Source organism: Snodgrassella sp. ESL0324 (genome assembly GCF_013344955.1).
Lineage (GTDB): Bacteria > Pseudomonadota > Gammaproteobacteria > Burkholderiales > Neisseriaceae > Snodgrassella > Snodgrassella alvi.
This window is the reverse complement of record NZ_JAAEDS010000013.1, coordinates 116,185-136,692: the sequence shown is the minus strand read 5'-3', so window position 1 is coordinate 136,692 and position 20,508 is coordinate 116,185. Positions and strand designations below refer to the sequence as shown.

Sequence of the window (20,508 nt, the reverse complement as noted above, 5' to 3'; positions counted from 1 at the left end):
ATTAATAGCCGTGTGGTTGAGATTGACAATATGCATTTTGTATCGGGCGAATCTGATTCAGCCTTGCCTGATCGATTGCCTGAGCTATTTGCTGCGGTTCAGCCACTGTCCGGGCAATTGATGCTGCATCAATTGCCATTGCCGCAGACTGTAAATTTAGCCAGTGCTGTTGCTGAGGATATGGCTGATGTTCAAATCTGAGGCGTCCGCGTATATCAGCGAGGCATACACGCAAAATCTGCCTGAATCGATCCGGACGGCGCAATGCATCGGTTTTTTTCAGAATATCCAGTGTCGTTTTGGGTTTAAGCTGGCTGACACTATGTAACCTGATATGATATTCACATACCAGTAATGCCAGTTGCGCACAGGCTTTGGGTACCTGCCAGCGCCGGTTTACCGCTTCTACGGGTTTTATTCCGGCATAATCATGTCCGGGGTGGCGTGGTAATTTATCTGCCGGAGTCAGTGCTTTGCCCAGATCATGAGTGAGAGCAGCATAACGTTCTTCCAGTGAATAATCATTTTCAGCAGCATACTGCAGACACAGTAAAGTATGCTCACCGGTATCTATTTCAGGGTGGAAATCAGCGCGTTGCGGTACGCCGAATAACGCATCAACCTCTGGTAAAATTACTTTCAGCGCACCGCAGGCACGTAAAACGTCTATCATCAGCCGTGGATTCTTTTCCATCAGCCCTTTAGCCAGTTCCTGCCATACCCGTTCGGCAACCAGAGCATTTACCTCACCATTATTTACCATCCGGCACATCAGTGCCATAGTTTCATCGGCTACTTTAAATCCATAACGCGCTGCAAATCGGGCAATGCGCAAGATACGTACCGGGTCTTCTGCAAAAGCAGGGCTGACATGACGTAATATACCGCAGCGTAAATCAGCCAGCCCGTTATACGGATCAATCAGATTACCCGATGCATCTTCGGCCATAGCATTAATAGTTAAATCGCGTCGTTGTAAATCCTGCTCCAGCGTCACATCTGCCGCTGCATGAAAAGTAAAACCATTGTAACCGGCAGATACTTTACGTTCGGTACGCGCGAGCGCATATTCTTCATGAGTTTGCGGATGCAGAAATACCGGAAAATCCTTGCCTACGGGCTGATACCCGGCTTCCAGCATTTTTTTTGCATCTGCGCCAACCACTACCCAGTCGCGGTCGACCACCGGCCGCTGCAGATACTTATCTCTTACTGCACCACCAACCAAATAAATTTGCATATAAAATATAAAAAAGTATTAACAGAAAACAGATGATTATTGTGCCGTAGTCCAATCAGCTTGTTAACTGGTTTTTTGCAAACATGCAGCTGGCAGTTCCGTCAGCCAGCATTAATAAGCAAAACAGCCTTTGGAAAAGAGCAGGCTGAATCCAAATCATCTTAAAGAATATTTAACAGGCAGATAAATATCTGCTGTACGGAAATATAAAACGCTCTGCTTTGAAGCAGAGCGTCTTTAAATAATATTAACATTACATCATCAGAGCCGGAACAATCATAGCTAGTCCGGGAAAAAACGGTACTGTAGCAAAGGCAATAATCAGTAAACGTTTAAACATCATTTCCTGCTGTTTTTCTTCGGTCACACTTACCACCAGAGTACCGGCAATATGAATCGGATTAACGACACTGAGCATAGCTGGTGCCGCACAGGCAGTCAGAATCAAAGAAATTTGCGGAGAATCGCCAAAAATCGTAAATACCATCGGAATCATCAGGCTGATAACACCTAAAGTAGAGGACTCCACATTACTCAGGAACGTAGTCAGGTAAGCGAGCATAAACAATAAAGCAATTTTACTGCTGGTCATACTGAGCAGACCTTGTTCTACCGCTTTCATTGTATCTACCTGCATCATGGTACCGATGAAAACCAGCAGACCACTAATAACCACTACAGCATTCCATGGAATTTTTTTCACAAAATCTTTACTTTGCTGCGTAAAAAACAGCATCATAATTACTGCCAGCGTCAGAGCAGTCAGACCGACATTGGCTTTAGCAAATATCACTAATATCAGAAAAATCAATACCGCAATAGTAGAGCAGATTGCATAAAATGGCTGTAACTGATGGTTATCACCATTTTCCTGTTTAATTGGTTTCAGCAGTACAAAGCCTTTTTCAGGCGCTTCAGAATCATTTGTTTCGACTACTCTTTTATCCTGAAATACAATTTGCAGGGCAATAACCAGCACAAAACTGATTAACATTCCCAGAAACCAGACCAGCCACGGACTATACTCAACATGTGCTTTTTTTGCTGCATCCAGAATAACCTGACCAGTAGGATTAATAGGTGAAAGTGCACCGGTATTGGCACCAATAATTGCTGCCATTTCACAGATGAAAAATAATCTGGGATGTTTTCTGCCTAAAGCAGCAATGACCGGAACCAGCAACGTTATCGATGCCGTAGAAAAGGCACCGGCTGTCGAAATCGCAAATCCGATAAAATAGCCAATCCAAGGAACAATATTAGTGCGATGCCCCATTTTTGCGTAAATCTGATCTGTAAACCAGCTTAAGCCACCGCTTTTTTCCAGATGAGCAAAAAGTAAGGACACACCGATTAACAGCGTTACAATGGCTCCGGGAAAATGGCTGAGTACATCCTTGCTGCTTAAGACTGTATTTGTATCAGAACCATCAGCAATTGCAGTTGTCGCCATAACCATTATAGCCGCAGCACTAAAACCTAAAAGACCAATATTGACATGTCGCCAGACTGCCAGAACCAAAATCACAATCAGTAATATAAGCGATAAAATTTGTGGTAAGTTCATAAAGTGTCCTGAATGGTTATTGTTTCAGAATGAATATGCTGAAAATCGCACAATAAATAACATTTGTATTTATTTCGGATTCAGAGAACTCTTCAGCCTGCAGCTAATATACGGATATCATTAAATTGTCATATAATTAGATTTAAAAAATATATATTCTTTATAAAATAATATAAAAAATCACTTTTTATGTAAAGTAAAGTACAAGATATCTTTTTTAATGTTAAATCAAGAAGAATAAATCTGTTAGTCTGAATTCAGATATCTATATACAGTACAGCCATGAGAATCCTGTAACCCACCTTAACAGGAGCCAAACGGCAGCATTTAACTTAAAGCTAAAGCATCACTGCCGGCAAAATCATTGTTAATCCCGGAATAATCGGAACAATGAAAAAAGCAATGGTTAGCAGGCGCCTGAACATTGCATCCTGCTGCTTTTCATCGGTATAACTTACCACCAGCGTACCGGCAATATGAATCGGATTAATCACACTGAGTAAAGCCGGTGCTACGCAGGCAGCCAGAATCAGCGACATATGTGCTGAACCGCCGAATATTGTAAAAATCATAGGTGTCATCAGACTGATCACACCAATAGTAGAAGATTCAACATTACTCAGACTGGTAGTTAAATACGTAATAATGAATAATAAAATTATCTGATTGGTAGTCATACCGAGTAAACGGTTTTCTAATGCATCCATGGTATGTACCGACATCATCGTACCAATAAACACCAGTAAACCACTGATTACTACCACAGCATTCCAGGGGATATTTCTGGCTAGATTTTTACTATATTCCGGAAACAGTAATAGCAATAATACAGCCAGAGAAATTGCTGTTAATCCCACGTCAGTACCTGCAAATACCACCAGAGTGATAAACAGCAATACAGATAATGTTGAGCAGATTGCATAGGCAGGATTCAGTTGTCCTTTATCATTATTATCAATAGCAACTGGTTTCAGTAAAGCCAGACCACGAGCCGGTTTTTTTCCATTCGTACTGTCCTGCATGCGACTAGGACTAAAAATTATTTGCAATACCAATACAGTACTGACACTAACTATTGTGCCCAGTAACCATAACAGCCATCCGTTAAAATTGACCTGGGCATGATTTGCAGAGTCACGAATAACCGTACCTACCGGATTAATCGGAGATAAAGCACCAGTATTGGCACCCACAATTGCAGCGACTTCACTGATGAAGAATATTTTTGGCATACGTCTGCCTAAAGCCGCAATAACCGGTACCAGTAATGTAATTGTCGCAGTAGAAAAAGCGCCGGCAGTAGAAATAAACAAACCAATCATGTAGCCAACCCACGGAATCAGTAAAGTATGTTCACCAATTGCCTTATATACTTTATCCGTTAGCCAGCTCAGACTTCCGCTGCGTTCGAAATGCCCAAAAAGCAGCGATACACCAATGAGTAAAGTAACAATTGAACCCGGAAAATGCTCGAATACTGATTTAGAAGTCAGTAGGAGTGCCGGGTCTGGTGCTGTCGCTGAACCAGTTACCGCATAGAATTGTGTTGCTGTAACCATTACTGCGGCTGCACAAAAACCCAGTAAGCCAATATTTACATGCCGCCAGATTGATAATACCAATATCAGTACCAGCAATACTAAAGATAGTATTTGTGGAAAAGTCATAAAAAATCCGTAACTTATAATTTATTTAATAAATTAAATATTTAAAATGTTTAAGTTTTAATGGATCAGATTAATCATGTACTGTATTTCTTCATGGATTAATACCTTCGATGTGTGTGAACAATATATTATTTTTTCTTTAACTTTATAACTATTATCCATAACAAATATTATTATCAATTAATTAGCTTTATTCAGCCAAAATAATAATGATAAAAACAATATTGATGCTTATAGTTAATATAGGTATTAAATATCTGTACAGCCGTAAAGTAAAGTAATTTATCAGACAAACTTAAAAATTAAATTTTGATTCAGATAGTGTTTGAAATCGGATATTAAAATTTATTAATAAAAAACATAAACTAAGCATAAAAATAAAATAAAGTACATCAGTTTCGGTGTTGCATATTTATGCAGAACGTTTATCCGGATTCGGAGAAAAACCAGTTTAGTTTATCGTTTTAAGCGGAAATATTGAATCAGAGAATAAAAACAGCTTGATATTCAAAGAAGATTTGATGATTCAGACGGAACTTTGATAAAACGAAATGAACAGATTAATATCAAAGTATTCAATCAATTCGGACTGTTGTAAGATTTTTTTCTGAAAAAAGCGGCAAATAATATCAATTGATATAAGTTTGATTTTTATAATCAAGTAACATGATCAGGATAAAGAAAAGAAAGCTGCCTGATTACATTAATACAGACTGTAAATATAGTTTATCCGAAAAAATACATACATGTAATCAGGCAGCTTAATAACAGAAAATATTTAATGTTTACCGTCTGGAGTCCTGTTTTTTAATTTCCAGGTATTACCCGGATGCTGGGTTGGAGGTGCTTTTTCATGGTCTTTAATCGTGGCAAAATTTTCCAGCTCATGACCATGCTGATCAACTTCCTGATAAATCCCGCCATTGGTTCCGGAGTTATCGCCGGGTTTAAGATTGCTCATATACAACTCCTTTTCAATAATTACCGTGAATCTACGGTAGCTTTATTATTCTTTTAAATTTTAAATAATACAAGTACTTAACTATAATTTAATTAGTTAGAATTAAATTAACACAGTAAATTCTATTTAGGTAATGAAAAGTAAATTACTTAGTACCAATACTGCCATAATAATGTCGGTGCTGCCTATACCGGATAAAATGAATAAAAAATATAAATTGCTTTAAAATGCCTGAGCTTTTGCTATCCGGTATCTGCATCATTTTCGGTTACAATACCTGTTTGCAAAGAAAAAAGTAAGGAAGTGTATGACATGCGCTCAGGTGCGTGATTACTTGCAAACGCAAGGCTTGAAATTACCAGAGCAGGAAGTCCGGATGGCAATGCTGGTTGCGCAATCTGTACTCGAGCTTGCTCAGGCAGAAATCGATATGTCTGTGCTATGGTATGAAGAAAACGGATTTAGTCTGGCTCGTAAATTCAATTTAAGTCCAGATTCACTATACCAGATTCATCCGGCAGACTTATTTACAGCCAATGAGAACAGTGCATATACCTTGCGTCAGCTATATCTGGTTTTCGATTCAATAGCAAGCCGGCATCATAATGATGTATTTGCTTTATATTTATATGAAGGAAATAATGAAGCAGGGGAGTTATTCCGGCTACTGGCACGCGGGTATCATTTTCCCGCTGTATTAAACTGCGATCAGCAGCAGGTAAATCAGTATTTGTTTGCACGTACAGCTTCTACTGGCTGGTTGAATCAGATAAATAATGTACAAATGTGGATTAATGACAGCAGTCTGACAAGAGAGCAAAGCGGGGCTTCACAGCTGGCTGTTCCTGTTACCGGTGAAGAAGGGCAAGTACTGGGTGTATTGTTTGCTGCTCATCAGCAGCAAGATGCCATTACCGATACGGAACTTATCGACTGGATTGCTCTGGCAATGGTAATTACACCACTGATGCATAACTTGCATAACGCTGCCACAACACATACCAAGGGATAAATATTATGTCAAAAATATATCAAAACCAAATACAAGATAATAGTCCTGTACGCTTTATTGCTTCCTGCCGTTTACCAACGCAATGGGGTGAATTTACCATGCATGGATTTGAAGATGTACGCAGCAGGCAGGAACACATTGCTCTTACCGTAGGTGATATTTCTACAGGAAAAGATATACTCGGACGAATTCATTCTGAATGTCTTACCGGTGATGCTTTATTTTCCAAACGCTGTGATTGCGGCCCTCAGCTTGAAGCTGCGATGAAAGCAGTACAGGAGGCAGGAAAAGGTGTAATTATTTATTTACGTCAGGAAGGCCGGGGTATAGGTTTACTGAATAAAATCCGGGCTTACAAACTTCAGGATGAAGGGCTGGATACCGTAGAAGCAAATCTTGCTTTAAATTTACCCATCGATGCCCGTGATTTTTCTTTGGCCAAACATATTCTTGATCATCTTGGCATACAGTCCGTACAGTTAATGACCAATAATCCGCAGAAAGTCGATACACTAAAAGCACTCGGTATTCATGTAACTAATCGTGTTCCCTTACATGTCGGACAAAATCCTGAAAACCGGCATTATCTGCATACCAAAATGGAAAAACTCGGACATTTTGCGGATTAATCTGATTAAATGACATCGAGGATGTTCTTCATAATATTTTTGTAATTAGTTAAATATTATGGATTAAATTTAAAATTTTAGAAAACAGTTACTGTGAAAACTGCAATTGTGTGCGGAAAATGAAATAAAGGCAAAAATTGCAGCTGAACGGTTTCAACAGCTTTAAATATTACATGAATCACAATCTGAATTATTTTTGAATGTAGCATATCATTCTGTTAATACTCTTTGATTCACATCTGGTGATATCACCAAATACAATCAACTCATCAGTATCATTACCCATAAATAAGAAATTATCCCCTGAAATTTTATACAGATAAAATTTCAGGGGATGAGTGTAATGTCTATGTTCAGATGAAGTTTATAAATATTACTAGCTTAAATAACCAGTCTTAATTTCTCTCCATGATAAACGATTGATGCTGACAGGGCACATAACAACCCCTTTAATATCAGTAACGGTTACACCATTAGGTCCGTTTTCAATTAATTTTGGTAATTTTCTTAAGCATGTGGTTGTAACAATTGGTCCTGGGGGAGTTAAAGGCTTATCAGTACCTTCCGGATATAATAAACCACCTGCAGGATCTCCATTTGATAAAAATTTACTAATTTGTGCATCAGTATGAGTTACACTTATCACATCACCGTTAGAATCAACCAATACATGAGGATCATTTTTAGACAGAGCGCCACCATTTCTGGCATCAAACTGAATTTTACCCGTTGTAGTTATGACTTGTTGCAATCTGGTAGTTTGTTTACAGGGGTCTTTTGGTAAGTCTTCTGTTGATACCTTATAGCTCTCTGTATACACGAAACCGGTATAAATTAAAGCATCAATTGGTGATACTACACGTTCTCCAGTATTTTTAAGGTTTATGTACCATCCTTTTTTTGATTTATCAAGCGGATAGTTAGTTAATGTCGAACCTGTTATTGCTTGCTGCAATAAATCATCATTATCATTTTTTACCAATGCATCGCTATCAGTTTTCCTTAAATCATCATAGATACCATAAATTGACTGTTGAGCATCGTTATTTAAATCAGATTGATAAATTGAACTACCCGTACCAAAAACTATTATCAATTTATCAACATTAATAGCTTGACCATTTTTATTCGTATCTATATTTGCGACATATATCATAGGTGCTATAGTGATCGGTTTTCCGCTGCTAAATATTTTAGTGGCTTTCCATTTGCTCGGATCAGCACTATTCAGATCAAATCTGAATACATTGCCGCCATAATCACCAGCATATACATAATTGATAATGCCATCACCATCTGTATCAATCTGTGTCGGACTTGATAAACCACCTATACCATCCGGTGCAACGATTTTTGCTATTAATGAACCTTTATTAGCCCCTGTTTCTTTGAATCCATCCGTACCTACATCAATTCCTAACAGATCATATATATATAATGCTGATTCGTTGGACATTTGTGGTGAATTATCTGAATCAAGAGATTCTGAATAGTTATAACCATTACTGATAAAACCAACTTCTCGTACATGATTTGCTATAGCTACAGAATCAGGGTCGGCTTCATTTACCCGCAAACGTCCAATTGCAGGTTTGCTGATAGTATAGCCAAATTCGTTATCTTCACCGGATGGAGTTTGGAATAATGGTACATTTTCATACCAGTTTCCGCTTCCGATATTATCAGCTGCTATTGGATTCCCATTTATTAAATTCTTACCGCCAATATTGATAGCAAAAGCTCCTCGTCCTGCCTGTCCCATAGTAGCTAGCATAAATGAAAGCTGAGGATCTTTTTCTTTTCTAGCTTCAGTTTGTCTTAAAAATACTTGACCATTCATTAGATAACGATGAGGTTGTGTTGAGTCTTCACCATATTTGTTTTGTACGAGATCTTTGTAATAATGTTCAACTAAATCACTACCGTCATTACTTTGTCTTTCAATTCCCATTGGCATATAGTTAAATTTCAGAGAATACGGATTTGTATCGTCATTTGTATATTTAAATACGTAAACCATTCCGTCATTGGCAGAAGTAATCATATATTTCGGGAAGGGACTTTCAGTATCACCAATATATGAAATATTATTAGAGAAAATATCACCCATTAAATTAGTTGTAGGACGCACACGGTACTTCAATACAAAATTTGAATTATTTATATCTTTGTCCGCTTTTGAGCGTCCTAGCCAGGTTAGTAAACCATCAAGCCATTCATTTTGATTTTTACCGTCATTGTTTTTAATTTTGAATGTCTCATTGTTCAAAGATTTACTAGAATTGGTTGATAAATGTGAGTCGGCATATAAATAAGTATTCTGACCGTCGTTTAAAATAAGCTGTCTGCTATTACCGAAAATAGGTTGCTTACATCCATCCTGTAGTGAGTCTAAATTTTGAATACAAATTTTACTACTCCAGTCATTTGAATCTGTTTTAACTGTAGTAACGATCTTTCCGTTTCTATGATCTGATACATTTAATGCTGGTGCTGAAGCTGTTATACTTACTTTCGATTCTGTTACACTACCTTTGATATCCTTAAAAATGTTTTCGAACGCATCCAGTATTTCATTCTGATTATTAGTATTATAAAAGCGACCTCGAGGATTGGTATCTTTATCGTATTCTCCATCTGGTGTTGCTGCATTTGAAAGATATGGTATTGCATTACCTGCTTTTGTACTGTGTTTTAAACCTAATCCGAAGCCAATAGTAAAGGTTTCAGCTGTTTGAGTAAATTTTTGTTTTGGAGCATCTGGATGCTCTAGATCATCTATCTCTCCGTCCCAGGGCTGACCAGCCTCATCAACAGTTCTTTTCTTTAACTTGTACTTGTCTTTTGTTGCTAAGGCAGCTGGAGTTAGGGCAGCACCTTCGCCTGTGTATACATTACCCTCATAAATATACGGACCAAAATTGTCTGTATTCAGAATATTCGTAAAGTATTTAAGAGCTTCTGTTGGTTTATTATTGAACCGTGTAATTAAATTACCTCGCGTTTGACCTTTAAAAAAATAGTTATCAAAGTTTTGATCTGATGCTGCCACATCTCCACTTGAAGCTTCACCATCAGTTAGTGCAACAATAAAAGACTTCTGACAACGATATCTAAGTTTATTCATCAGAAGATTTCTGGCTACAGAAACATACACACGGTGCATCGGAGTTCCGCCGTGAACGGGATAACCATTTAATAGAGTTTTAAATTCTTTAAATTCTGATTCTAATTCCGTATCGTAGAATTTATTGTATATTTCCTTATCTGAATCGTTCATGGGAACTAAAGCAAAATACATTTCGTTTTTATATTTGTTAACAATATGACTTATAACAGGGCGCAACAGTGAATCCTTGGTTTCCCCTGTTTTTGCGCAATGAGTATATTTGCGCATACCATCGGGTGATAAAGTGCCGGCAGGACTAGATGTTGAATCTACGCCAACAGTTTCTGTACTATATTTTGCTGACCAAACCCAGGATATTTTCCCAGTCTTCGAAACTTTTTTTATTTTTGTATAATAATGGCACGACCAAATTGTCTCCTCTCTCATACTTGCCGAATTATCAATGTATAAAAGGATATTTGGTTTTATACTGAAAGATGTGGTTATAAGATTTTTTTTCTGGTATTGAAACGGTATGTCTGCAAAAAAATTGGTTTGTGCCTGAATTGTTAGAGGCAATACTGTCAGGGCTCCTATGATTGCTCTACAGAGTAATTTTTTCTCAATACCTAATTTTTTGTTTCCGAATGTTTTATGGGTCATGAGTATTACCTATATATTTAATGTTAATTTACGATAAAAACAAATGCATAATAGTAAATAAATTTTATTAGTGTATATTATCACTAAAATAGTTATCAATTATCAAATAAATATGTGTTATCTTAAATTAAGTTAAAAAAAGATTAAATATATTGTATTATTTGTAGCATTTAGGTCAAATTTAACTAGAAAAATTTTTACAAAAATTAGTTAGCTTTAATTTTTTATTTAGATAAATTCTCTCTATTTTTAATTTTGTTTTTACATGTTAATTTTACTATATTTAAATTAATTTATATGTTAATTTGTTAACTGAAGATTTTAACTTGTTTCTCTAATATGATTTTTTATTTATGATTGAAATATACTATTAAGAAGCTAATTGAAAATCAGTTTTTAAGTACTCTCACGATAAATTTATATAAATAAAACGACTGGATATACCAGTCGTTATCAGTATGAAATTATAAATTGATGTAACTTTCTTTTATTTCACGCCATGAAATCCGGTGAATTGTGATCGGACAACGCGGAACATTAATAGTTAATTTATTCCCGTCTGTTGTCGCTGCTATCACGGCGGCACGCGAGCAGTTTTCTACCGGAGGAGATTTTTCAGTTAATGGTTTCTGGGTATATGAGCCGCCGATATCAATATTATTATTGCCTGAAACGGTAAAACTAAAAGATCCTTCCGTACTCACGCTACTGCCTACCGGCGCTGCTTCATCAAATACAAAATTCGGATCTGTGCTTTGTAATGCACCCCCGGTTTTTACATTAAACTGAATTTTACCGGTGGTAACAGAGCTACGCTGGACGACAGAGGTAATCTTGCACGGATCAGGCAGTTTATTTTCTTTTTCTACATTATAAGTGCGCGATAGCACTGCGCCAGCATAAGAAACAATTATCGGTTTGGATACAACACGCTCACCGGTGTTTTCTCTGAGATTAAAATACCAGCCTCGATGAACTGCCGGGTTTAGCGGATAGTTGCTCAGTAAACGGTAATCGCCTTTTTGAATAAATTCCTGTTTTACCAGACTGCTTTTGCTGATTTCGTGCACTTCCGGCTGGCTCAGATCGTCATAAATGCCATATACACTTTGCTGATCTTTATTTGTCAGGTCTGACTGATAAATATCGCTGCCTGTGCCGAAAGTAACAATTGCTGTTGGTATTTCGCTGTTTTTATGTTGTGCACCTTTTGTTTTAAGAAGGAATACCGCGGGTGCTGAAGTGATGGGACCATCAGCTGTAAAGATTTTATACACTTTCCAGTTTGACGGATTAGGGGCGCGTAAGTCAAACCGGTACAAATTACCCTGATAATCGCCCGCATAGACAATATCAGCTACGCCATCTCCGTCTATATCGATAACTGTCGGGCTGGAAAGACCGCCGCTGCCATTAGGAGCGACCAGTTTGGCAATTAAATCTCCTTTTTTGCTGCCGGTATGAGTATAGGCCTGAGTACCTACATCTATACCCAGTATGTCGTAAATATATAAAGCTGATTCAGGTGAGGGTTTGGCAGTGATATCCTGAGCCAGAGAGGGGGAGTAGTTATAGCCATTGCTGATAAATGCAGCCTGACGTATATGATCTGTAATAGATGAATCTGAGGCATCAATATTTGAATTGACCCGCACCCTTGCAATGGCAGGTGAGCCGACTGTATAACCAAACTGATTGTCTTTTCCACTGGGTGTCTGGAACAGGAAAACATCTTCATACCAGCTGGGCGATTGCATGTTGTCTCCGGCTAATGGTCTGCCGGTAATAATGTCGTTTCCGCCGATATTGATGGCAAATGCGCCTCGTCCTGCTTGCCCGAGGGTAGAAACCATAAATATCTGCTGTGGCCGCCCGTTGCTGCCGTCTGTCTGCTGTACCGCCATGCCTCCGTTAAGCAGGAAACGATGGGGAAAATTATCATTAGCACCATAGTTTTTGCTGGTTAAATCCTTGTAATAGTGAGCAACCAGATCAGAACCGTCATTACTCTGCCTTTCAATACTCATTGGCATGTAATTAAATTTTAAATCATAAGGAAAACTGGAATTATTGCTTGAACGGAAAACATAGACCATTCCGTCATTAGCTGATGTAATCAGATACCGCTGGCGGTCGTTTTCTATATTGCCGGCTGTAAGAATCGGATTATCTATAATATCTCCTAAATCCCGCGTATTCCCGAAGTCTGGCAGAGAGCGGCGGGTACGATAATCCAATACAAATTCATTTTTTTTCTGAGTATCAGCAGTAAGTGAACGGTTTAGCCATGCCAGTAAGCCATCGTGCCATTCATTATAATTTTTATTATTGTTATCGATTTTAAACGTGCTGTTATCAAAGCTGTTCAGGCTTTCGTTAAAGAGATATGTATATTTACCGTCATTAAGCAATAATTGCCGGTTGCCGTATGTAGGCTGCATCGGGCATGAGCTGCTGTCATTTTTGGTATTGATATCGTAAATACAAATCCTGCTGCTCCATGAACCGGTTTCAACCTTGGCGGTAATCGACAGATTACCCAGGTTGGTATTGGAAATGGCTACAGTCGGAGCTGTTGTGGTAGTCTGAATGGTTGATGCGGTTATTTCTCCTTTGATGGTTTTAAATATTTTTTCAAAAGCACTGATAATTTCATCACGGGAATTGGCGTTAAAAAAACGCCCGTCAGGATTGGTTTTTTCATTGTATTCGCCACTTGGCGTTGCACCATTTTCCAGATAAGGAATAGCGATTTTGGCTTCGTTTGTATTGCGCTGTCCCAGACCTACTCCGATGGTGAATGTTTGTGCAGTCTGGCGGAAACGTTTTTTTGTTTTTGAATCAACTTCATTCCACGGCTGACCCGCATCATCAGTTGTTTTCCGCACTGGTGAAGGATTGATGTATGTACCGGCAGAATTATAATAATCATCGGTATAGATGTAGTCTCCAAAGTTGTAGTTATTGAGTCTGTCTGTATAGTATTTCAGACGCAGCGGTTTATTGGTATTGTTATTGCGGGCAAGAAAATTTAAGCGATCGTTATTGGTTTCAAAATCCCGATCAAAGTAGCTGTCATAGCGTGAATCTTTACTTTTGGTGAAATTTTTATCTGAAATAGAGTACGTATTATCAGCTTCACCATCACTAAGCAAAATAATATAAGATTTTTGGCAACGGTATTTCAGTTTGTTTATTACCAGATTGCGTGCAATAACAGGAAACTGACGTGTGGTGGGGGTGCCGCATGGTGTCTCCAGATTTTTGATGTTATTCAGCATGCTTTCATAATTGGCCGGATCAGAAGTGTCATAAAATTTATTGAATTTTTTCTGGTCACCGGTGCCGCACATCGGGCGAAATGCAAAGTACATATCATCATGATATTTTTTTATGATATCTGTCAGTACTTCTTTAACTGAATCAATACGCCGGTAGGTATCACAGATATATCTGACTTCTGAGGTATTTTTTGGTATTGCTGCAAATCCGTATTCATAACTACCATATGGCGACCATTTGCCCCCTTTACCATTCGGATTGGGAATCCATTCACTCACCCGGCATTTATAGGTAATGGGCACGATGTTCGTAGACATACTGCCTGAATCATCGATGTAAAGAGTAACATTGGGTTTAACGCTATATGCTGAAGTAGTGATGGATTTACTTTGCAGATGCAGCGGAATATCAGCAAAGATATTTGCTGCAGCCAGAGCTGACGGAATAGCCAAAAGATTAACAAAGCCCAGGACTGTGCAGCACAAAGTTCGACCGGATGTGATGTATTTTGTTCTGGTAATTTGGAATCTGTTTTTTTGTTTATTCATGGAATCCCTTGTTAAGTAGTTTCTGTAGCTGACTTTTAATAAATCTTTCAAGCAATTAAGCTTTTTGTATGTCAGGCAGAAAATAAAATATGTATGTGCAGGTGATTATCAGAAAAAATATAAAGTCTTGAATTAAGAGTTATATTTAACTTTCCGGTAATGGTTACTCAGGAAAAATCTTTGTCATGTTTCTGATTCGATATCGACAGCATTAATATGCTAAATAATTGATTTAGCAATTTTATGCTTTTATTGTTTAAGTTTGAACATTAAAATCTATAATTTATTTTAGAAAATGATTGGTTAACTTTTGTTATATATTAATAATAAATTAGTGTAAAATTCTAAATTATTGCTATTTGTCTATATTTATCGCTATTTTTTTTAAAAAATTGCTATTTTAATTTTACATAAATAATTTTTTATTTTATTTAATAAGCATTTAAAACTTATTATTTCGATGAGGAGAATTTATTTTAAAATTAATTTTATTAGTTTTTGGCAATTTTATTGTTCGATAATATGATAATAAATGTTTATTAGTGTAAATATTCTAATTTGTTTCATATAATTCTTTAAATGTTAATAAACTATGAAAATATTATTTAAGATAACGAATGTTCTAATGCTTGAATTTGTTTTGCTGGTATACAGGATTTTATTTCCGGCTTTCAATATAGAAGTATTGAGGAAATGAGCAGAATTTTATATGTTGAATGTCTGAATCAAACAGAGAATCTAACCCATGCTATTGGTTAATCAATAGCAAGCTGCAAGTGCCATAAAATTTAAATTGAAAAAACAGTGAACTAAAAAAAATGTGCAACATCGTGATAAAAAGGTCTTGCTGTGTTGCTTACTCTGTGATTAAATACGCGCCTCGACAGCACAGGGTGATTAGCTCAGTTGGTAGAGCGTCTGCCTTACAAGCAGAATGTCGGCGGTTCGACTCCGTCATCACCCACCAGTTTTCTGTTTTATGCGTTGCATAAAACTTGCGCGGTGGTAGCTCAGTTGGTTAGAGTACCGGCCTGTCACGCCGGGGGTCGCGGGTTCGAGCCCCGTCCGCCGCGCCAATTTCATAATTGCTGTTTTCTCTCTTAGGGGTGATTAGCTCAGTTGGTAGAGCGTCTGCCTTACAAGCAGAATGTCGGCGGTTCGACTCCGTCATCACCCACCAATATGTTTTTCTCCTGATTTCTGATTTAATTAAATTCTTGATTATTAGTGCGCTATTTGTTTGCTATTTTTTATATGCAATCAAACTATCTGTGCTGGTGGCATTCATAGCAGATAATCAGTTTGTGATATTCAGGCTGTTATTATTTTATATTAGGCACTAAGAAACTTCCCGGCATTTATGTTCATTCACAGCTTATTTGCATCTGTCTGTATATGCTTAAGATATTTCACTTGGCACAATTTGCAAACTAACCTATAATTCATCGCTCAATCTTTTACTGATTGATTGCGGATATGGCGAAATTGGTAGACGCACCAGATTTAGGTTCTGGCGCTGAAAGGCGTAAGAGTTCGAGTCTCTTTATCCGCACCATCGAATTTTAAAGATATCTTATAAGTTAAGATATCTTTTTTTATTTCTACTCAGTCTGTCTGAACACTAACTAAAAACTACTTAGAAATTTTTTATCTGCTGTCAATTTTGTATTTTAAGTATAATTATCATTGGCATGATATTCGAATTTACCTGAATTCGAAGTTAAATTAATTCTATATATACTGTTGTAAGCTTTCATTGACAGGTATTGATACAGGTATATATTTTATGCGTAAGGTATGGTTTACGGATAAATAATATTTATCAATAGGTAAGATTCCAAACAGTATATTGTAGATATTGTCTGACTGATTTTGAGCTTCTTTGTCAGTTGAAACAAAAATGCACCATTATATAAATTCAAATGGTGCATTTTTATTTTGCTGATATGTTTGTTTTAGTTACATGGTTTCAAGTGTATCTATACCTAATAATGCCAGACCCTGTTGCAAGGTTTTGCCGGTAAGGCTGGTAAGCTGCAACCGGCTGTTGCGAGTGGCTTCGTCTGCTTTGAGTATCGGGCAGGCTTCATAAAAACGGCTGAACAGGGTAGCAATCTGATACAGATAAGCGGCGAGATAGTGCGGATAAGAGGTATTGGCAACACTATCCAGAACATCTTCAAATTTAAGTAATTCTACAGCCAGTTGCTGTTCCATGGCTTCGTTCAGGGTGATCGCAGCATTGTTATCCCAGGTACCTGCTTTGCGAAAAACACTTTGTACGCGGGTATAGGCATATTGTAAGTAAGGAGCAGTATTGCCTTCGAAAGAAAGCATGCTGTCCCAGTCGAATATGTAATCACTGGTACGATTTTTGCTTAAATCTGCATATTTTACGGCACCTATGCCTACGACTTCACCTATATGTGCGATTTCATCGGTGCTCAGTTCAGGGTTTTTGCTGGCAACCAGAGCAGATGCACGTGTTACAGCTTCGTTTAGTAAATCCATTAATTTTACTGTGTCACCGCTACGGGTTTTAAACGGTTTGCCGTCTTTACCCATCATGGTACCGAAAGGTACATGTTCCGCATGCACGGTATCAGGCAGCCAGCCGGCTTTACGGGCAACTGTAAATAATTCATCAAAGTGCAGGCTTTGGCGCGCATCCACAACATATAACAATCTGTTGCCGTGCAAGGTATTAATCCGGTAACGCAGGCAGGCTAAATCGGTGCTGGCATACAGGAATCCGCCATCTTTTTTCTGAATAATAAATGCTGCCGGTTCATTATCCTGATTTTTAAACTCATCCAGAAAAACAACTTTAGTACCGTCACTGTCAACGGCAATACCTTTGGCAAGAAGTTCATTTACAGTTGATTGTAACTGGTCATTGTAAAATGATTCGCCGGTTACATCGGCTGGTAAAAGTTTTAGGCCAAGTTTTTTATAGACCGCCTGAGCATGTTGTAAAGAGGTCTGTACAAACTGTTGCCACAATGCCAGTACGCTGGCATCTCCGCTTTGAAGTTTAACTACGTAATCACGTGCTGTATCGGCAAAGTTTTTATCTTCATCAAAGCGTACTTTGGCATTACGATAGAATTGTTCTAAATCCGCCAGTTCGAGATCTGCACGCCCGTTTTGCTGTTGTTCTATCAGGTAGGCGACCAGCATACCAAATTGTGTGCCCCAGTCACCCACATGATTTTGGGCAATAACTTTATGTCCGAGAAAAGTAAGTACCCGGTTGAGGCTATCTCCTATGATGCTGGAGCGTAAATGACCTACGTGCATTTCTTTAGCCAGATTGGGTGAGGAGTAATCTATAACTATTGTTTGTGGCTTGCTGTTTCTGGCAATACCCAGATGCTCATCCTGTAATGAGTCCTTAATATATTGTGCCAGTTTTTCAGGGCGAAGTTTTAAGTTAATAAAACCAGGGCCGGCAACTTCTGCTGTGGCAATCAGTGGGTTCTGCTGTAATGCATTGGCAACTTTTTGTGCCAGTTCTCGAGGGTTTTGTCTGGTTTTTTTTGCGGCAGCCATGACACCGTTAATTTGATAATCGCCAAAGTCACGATTTTTGGCTGGTTGCAGAATAATTGGTTGGTCTATGAGCCCGTTTGCGCTAAATGCTTGTTCAACTTCAGCTGCAACTAGTTGATGTAATTTCATGTTGGTCTGATAAATAGGAAAATGGCTAATTTTCGCATAAATAAGCGTAAATCGCATTAGCGCAGCGCAATGAATAAATGGACTTGACGGGAATAATGCCTAAATTAGTTAAGAAAATTTTTCTGTGGCTATATAAGAATACTATATAGATAAATGAATTGGTGATTATCAATCAGATTAGCTGATTTATGCTGGATATAATTTGTGCGTTTTTAGTGTGTAAATGGATAATGCTGTTAAAGTATACCGGATACCAGCCGGTATACTTTAACTGTGTGATGATCAGCCTACGCGATAAAAGGCCAGACTACCAAGCAAGTTTGGCCAAAGAGAAATGCGTTTATTTCCGCTCATCACCGCACGTTGCAAAATTTTTAAATGATTTTTGGCACATAATTTATCAAAATCCTGAAGGGTGCACCAATGAATGTTCGGGGTGTTATACCATTGATAAGGCATGCGTTCGGAAACCGGCATATGTCCACCCAGTGCGATTTGCAGGCGGTTGCGCCAGTAGCCGAAATTGGGAAAGGTGACAATAGCTTCTGCGGCGACTCGTTTCATTTCCTGCAGGATGTTTTCCGTATTTTGCATAGACTGAATGGTTTGGCTCAAAACGATGATGTCAAAGCTGTTATCATTAAAATGTTGCAAACCGGCTTCCAGATCAGCCTGTATTACGTTGATGCCACGTTGCATAGCAGCTAATACGCTATTGGTATTAATTTCTAATCCATATCCCTGACAATTTTTGTGTCTGACTAGTGCGGCCAGCAGTTCTCCGTCTCCGCAGCCTAAATCCAGTACACGACTATTGGGTGTAATCCAGTCGAAAATCATTTGCAGGTCATCACGCAGTGGTACTGATGATATGTTCATTGTGTTAGTTCAGTGGCAATATTGTTGAAATAAATGCGGATAGCCGCCTGATAATCAGCATCTTCCATTAAAAAGGCATCATGTCCGTGAGCTGATTTAAGAGCAATATATTGCACGGGTTTGTTGGCTGCTACCAAAGCATCCAGTAATTCCTGTGAGCGTCTGGGTGAAAAACGCCAGTCGCTGCTGAAGCTGGCTATCAGTATTCTGGCCTGAATTGCAGATACTGCGGCTACCAGATTACCATCATAATCACGCGCCGGATCAAAATAATCAAGTGCTTTTGTCATCAGTAAATAACTATTGGCATCGAACACTTCAGCGAATTTATCACCCTGATAGCGAAGATAGGATTCAACCTCAAATTCAACGTTGTAATCATACTGGTAGTTTGGTTGTCGCATCTGGCGCCCGAATTTTTTACCCAATCCGTCTTCTGCCAGATAGGTAATGTGTCCCATCATACGAGCGATACGCAAACCTCGTCGTGGAATTTTCTGCTGTTGCGCGTATTGTCCCTGACAAAAATCCGGATCGGTAAGAATGGCTTGTCTGGCTACATCATTAAAGGCAATATTTTGGGTAGATAATCGTGGAGCTGAGGCAATAATCAATGCATGTTTCAGACGTTGCGGTTTGTCGATTGCCCATTGTAATGCCTGCATCCCGCCCAGACTTCCGCCCATAACCGCTGCCCATTTATCAATGCCGAAGCGGTCGGCCAGCATAGATTGACTTTCTACCCAGTCCTTTACGGTTACCATTGGAAAATCAGCGCCGTAAGCTTTTCCTGTGTCCGGATTGATACTCAACGGACCGGTGCTGCCGTGACATCCTCCCAGATTATTTAAGCCGACAACAAAAAAACGATTGGTATCAACAGGCTTTCCCGGACCAATCATATTATCCCACCAGCCGGGGTGTTTATCATTTTTACTATGGTAACCCGCTACATGGTGATTTCCTGACAGTGCATGACATATTAATACCGCATTACTTTTGTCTGCATTAAGTGTGCCGTAGGTTTCAATCATTAATTCAAACCGGGGCAGAACACAACCGTTTTGCAGGGTGAGCGGGCTGTCAAAAGACCACTTTTGCGGGGTTACAATGCCAATGCTGTCTATTTCTTTCATAAGATTAGTTAAAAGAATAGAAAACTGGCATTATAACGACTTTGTCTGGTTTGCACAGATATAACGTGTTTTGGAAAATAAATGATAGGCCGTTTGCTGCGTCTGTTTCTTTTTGTAATGTTATTGGGTGTTTT

11 protein-coding genes and 4 tRNA genes are annotated in these 20,508 nt (G+C 38.4%); 6 read left to right on the top strand and 9 right to left on the bottom strand.

Annotated features, from left to right (window positions below):
- Window position 1: 1 nt before the first annotated feature.
- The 4 genes from GYY70_RS06965 to GYY70_RS06950 form a co-directional block, all read right to left on the bottom strand.
- Window positions 2-1,240 (bottom strand): multifunctional CCA addition/repair protein, encoded by a 1,239-nt coding sequence (locus tag GYY70_RS06965; RefSeq protein ID WP_174831815.1) that lies wholly within the window; start codon window positions 1,238-1,240, stop codon window positions 2-4.
- A 253-nt stretch (window positions 1,241-1,493) separates the two neighbouring features.
- Complete coding sequence (locus tag GYY70_RS06960; RefSeq protein WP_174831813.1) at window positions 1,494-2,807, bottom strand: SLC13 family permease; 1,314 nt, start codon at window positions 2,805-2,807, stop codon at window positions 1,494-1,496.
- A 338-nt stretch (window positions 2,808-3,145) separates the two neighbouring features.
- On the bottom strand, window positions 3,146-4,474 hold the full coding sequence (locus GYY70_RS06955; RefSeq protein WP_174831811.1) for an SLC13 family permease: 1,329 nt from the start codon (window positions 4,472-4,474) through the stop codon (window positions 3,146-3,148).
- 778 nt (window positions 4,475-5,252) lie between these two features.
- The gene (locus GYY70_RS06950; protein ID WP_025330897.1) at window positions 5,253-5,435 is read right to left on the bottom strand and encodes a hypothetical protein; all 183 of its coding nucleotides are present in this window, start codon (window positions 5,433-5,435) and stop codon (window positions 5,253-5,255) included.
- A 307-nt stretch (window positions 5,436-5,742) separates the two neighbouring features.
- Between GYY70_RS06950 and GYY70_RS06945 the strand changes: the two genes are divergently transcribed.
- Window positions 5,743-6,447 carry a hypothetical protein gene (locus GYY70_RS06945; RefSeq protein ID WP_174831810.1) on the top strand — a complete coding sequence of 235 codons (705 nt, stop codon included), beginning with the start codon at window positions 5,743-5,745 and terminating at the stop codon, window positions 6,445-6,447.
- 5 nt (window positions 6,448-6,452) lie between these two features.
- Window positions 6,453-7,076, top strand: a complete 624-nt coding sequence (gene ribA / locus GYY70_RS06940; protein WP_174831808.1) for a GTP cyclohydrolase II — start codon at window positions 6,453-6,455, stop codon at window positions 7,074-7,076.
- A 376-nt stretch (window positions 7,077-7,452) separates the two neighbouring features.
- Here ribA and GYY70_RS06935 read toward each other — a convergent pair whose 3' ends face one another.
- Both GYY70_RS06935 and GYY70_RS06930 read right to left on the bottom strand, forming a co-directional pair.
- Window positions 7,453-10,848: a PilC/PilY family type IV pilus protein gene (locus GYY70_RS06935; protein WP_174831806.1), complete on the bottom strand. Its 3,396-nt coding sequence runs from the start codon at window positions 10,846-10,848 to the stop codon at window positions 7,453-7,455.
- A 464-nt stretch (window positions 10,849-11,312) separates the two neighbouring features.
- Entirely contained in the window at window positions 11,313-14,678 is a 3,366-nt protein-coding gene (locus GYY70_RS06930; protein ID WP_174831804.1) for a PilC/PilY family type IV pilus protein, read from the bottom strand.
- An 891-nt stretch (window positions 14,679-15,569) separates the two neighbouring features.
- Here GYY70_RS06930 and GYY70_RS06925 point away from each other — a divergent pair.
- The 4 genes from GYY70_RS06925 to GYY70_RS06910 all read left to right on the top strand — a co-directional run bounded on the left by GYY70_RS06925 (window position 15,570) and on the right by GYY70_RS06910 (window position 16,233).
- Window positions 15,570-15,645, top strand: a tRNA-Val gene (locus GYY70_RS06925).
- A gap of 32 nt (window positions 15,646-15,677) precedes the next feature.
- Window positions 15,678-15,754: transfer RNA gene (locus GYY70_RS06920), tRNA-Asp, on the top strand.
- Window positions 15,755-15,782: 28 nt separating this feature from the next.
- Window positions 15,783-15,858 (top strand) — tRNA-Val (locus GYY70_RS06915).
- A 290-nt stretch (window positions 15,859-16,148) separates the two neighbouring features.
- Window positions 16,149-16,233 (top strand) — tRNA-Leu (locus GYY70_RS06910).
- Window positions 16,234-16,637: 404 nt separating this feature from the next.
- On the opposite strand, the gene argS is transcribed toward GYY70_RS06910, so the two are convergent.
- From argS to GYY70_RS06895, 3 genes are all read right to left on the bottom strand, one after another.
- Window positions 16,638-18,359: an arginine--tRNA ligase gene (gene argS / locus GYY70_RS06905; RefSeq protein WP_174831871.1), complete on the bottom strand. Its 1,722-nt coding sequence runs from the start codon at window positions 18,357-18,359 to the stop codon at window positions 16,638-16,640.
- A gap of 282 nt (window positions 18,360-18,641) precedes the next feature.
- The gene (gene metW / locus GYY70_RS06900; RefSeq protein WP_084547802.1) at window positions 18,642-19,238 is read right to left on the bottom strand and encodes a methionine biosynthesis protein MetW; all 597 of its coding nucleotides are present in this window, start codon (window positions 19,236-19,238) and stop codon (window positions 18,642-18,644) included.
- Window positions 19,235-20,374: a homoserine O-acetyltransferase gene (locus tag GYY70_RS06895; protein WP_084564371.1), complete on the bottom strand. Its 1,140-nt coding sequence runs from the start codon at window positions 20,372-20,374 to the stop codon at window positions 19,235-19,237. Before GYY70_RS06895 ends, metW begins: the two co-directional genes overlap by 4 nt.
- Window positions 20,375-20,508 lie beyond the last annotated feature (134 nt).

Coding starts and splice junctions, on each gene's coding strand:
- GYY70_RS06930 (WP_174831804.1), bottom strand. CDS start 14,678: ATGAATAAACAAAAAAACAGATTCCAAATTACCAGAACAAAATACATC.
- GYY70_RS06950 (WP_025330897.1), bottom strand. CDS start 5,435: ATGAGCAATCTTAAACCCGGCGATAACTCCGGAACCAATGGCGGGATT.
- GYY70_RS06965 (WP_174831815.1), bottom strand. CDS start 1,240: ATGCAAATTTATTTGGTTGGTGGTGCAGTAAGAGATAAGTATCTGCAG.
- GYY70_RS06945 (WP_174831810.1), top strand. CDS start 5,743: ATGACATGCGCTCAGGTGCGTGATTACTTGCAAACGCAAGGCTTGAAA.
- metW (WP_084547802.1), bottom strand. CDS start 19,238: ATGAACATATCATCAGTACCACTGCGTGATGACCTGCAAATGATTTTC.
- argS (WP_174831871.1), bottom strand. CDS start 18,359: ATGAAATTACATCAACTAGTTGCAGCTGAAGTTGAACAAGCATTTAGC.
- GYY70_RS06955 (WP_174831811.1), bottom strand. CDS start 4,474: ATGACTTTTCCACAAATACTATCTTTAGTATTGCTGGTACTGATATTG.
- GYY70_RS06895 (WP_084564371.1), bottom strand. CDS start 20,374: ATGAAAGAAATAGACAGCATTGGCATTGTAACCCCGCAAAAGTGGTCT.
- ribA (WP_174831808.1), top strand. CDS start 6,453: ATGTCAAAAATATATCAAAACCAAATACAAGATAATAGTCCTGTACGC.
- GYY70_RS06935 (WP_174831806.1), bottom strand. CDS start 10,848: ATGACCCATAAAACATTCGGAAACAAAAAATTAGGTATTGAGAAAAAA.
- GYY70_RS06960 (WP_174831813.1), bottom strand. CDS start 2,807: ATGAACTTACCACAAATTTTATCGCTTATATTACTGATTGTGATTTTG.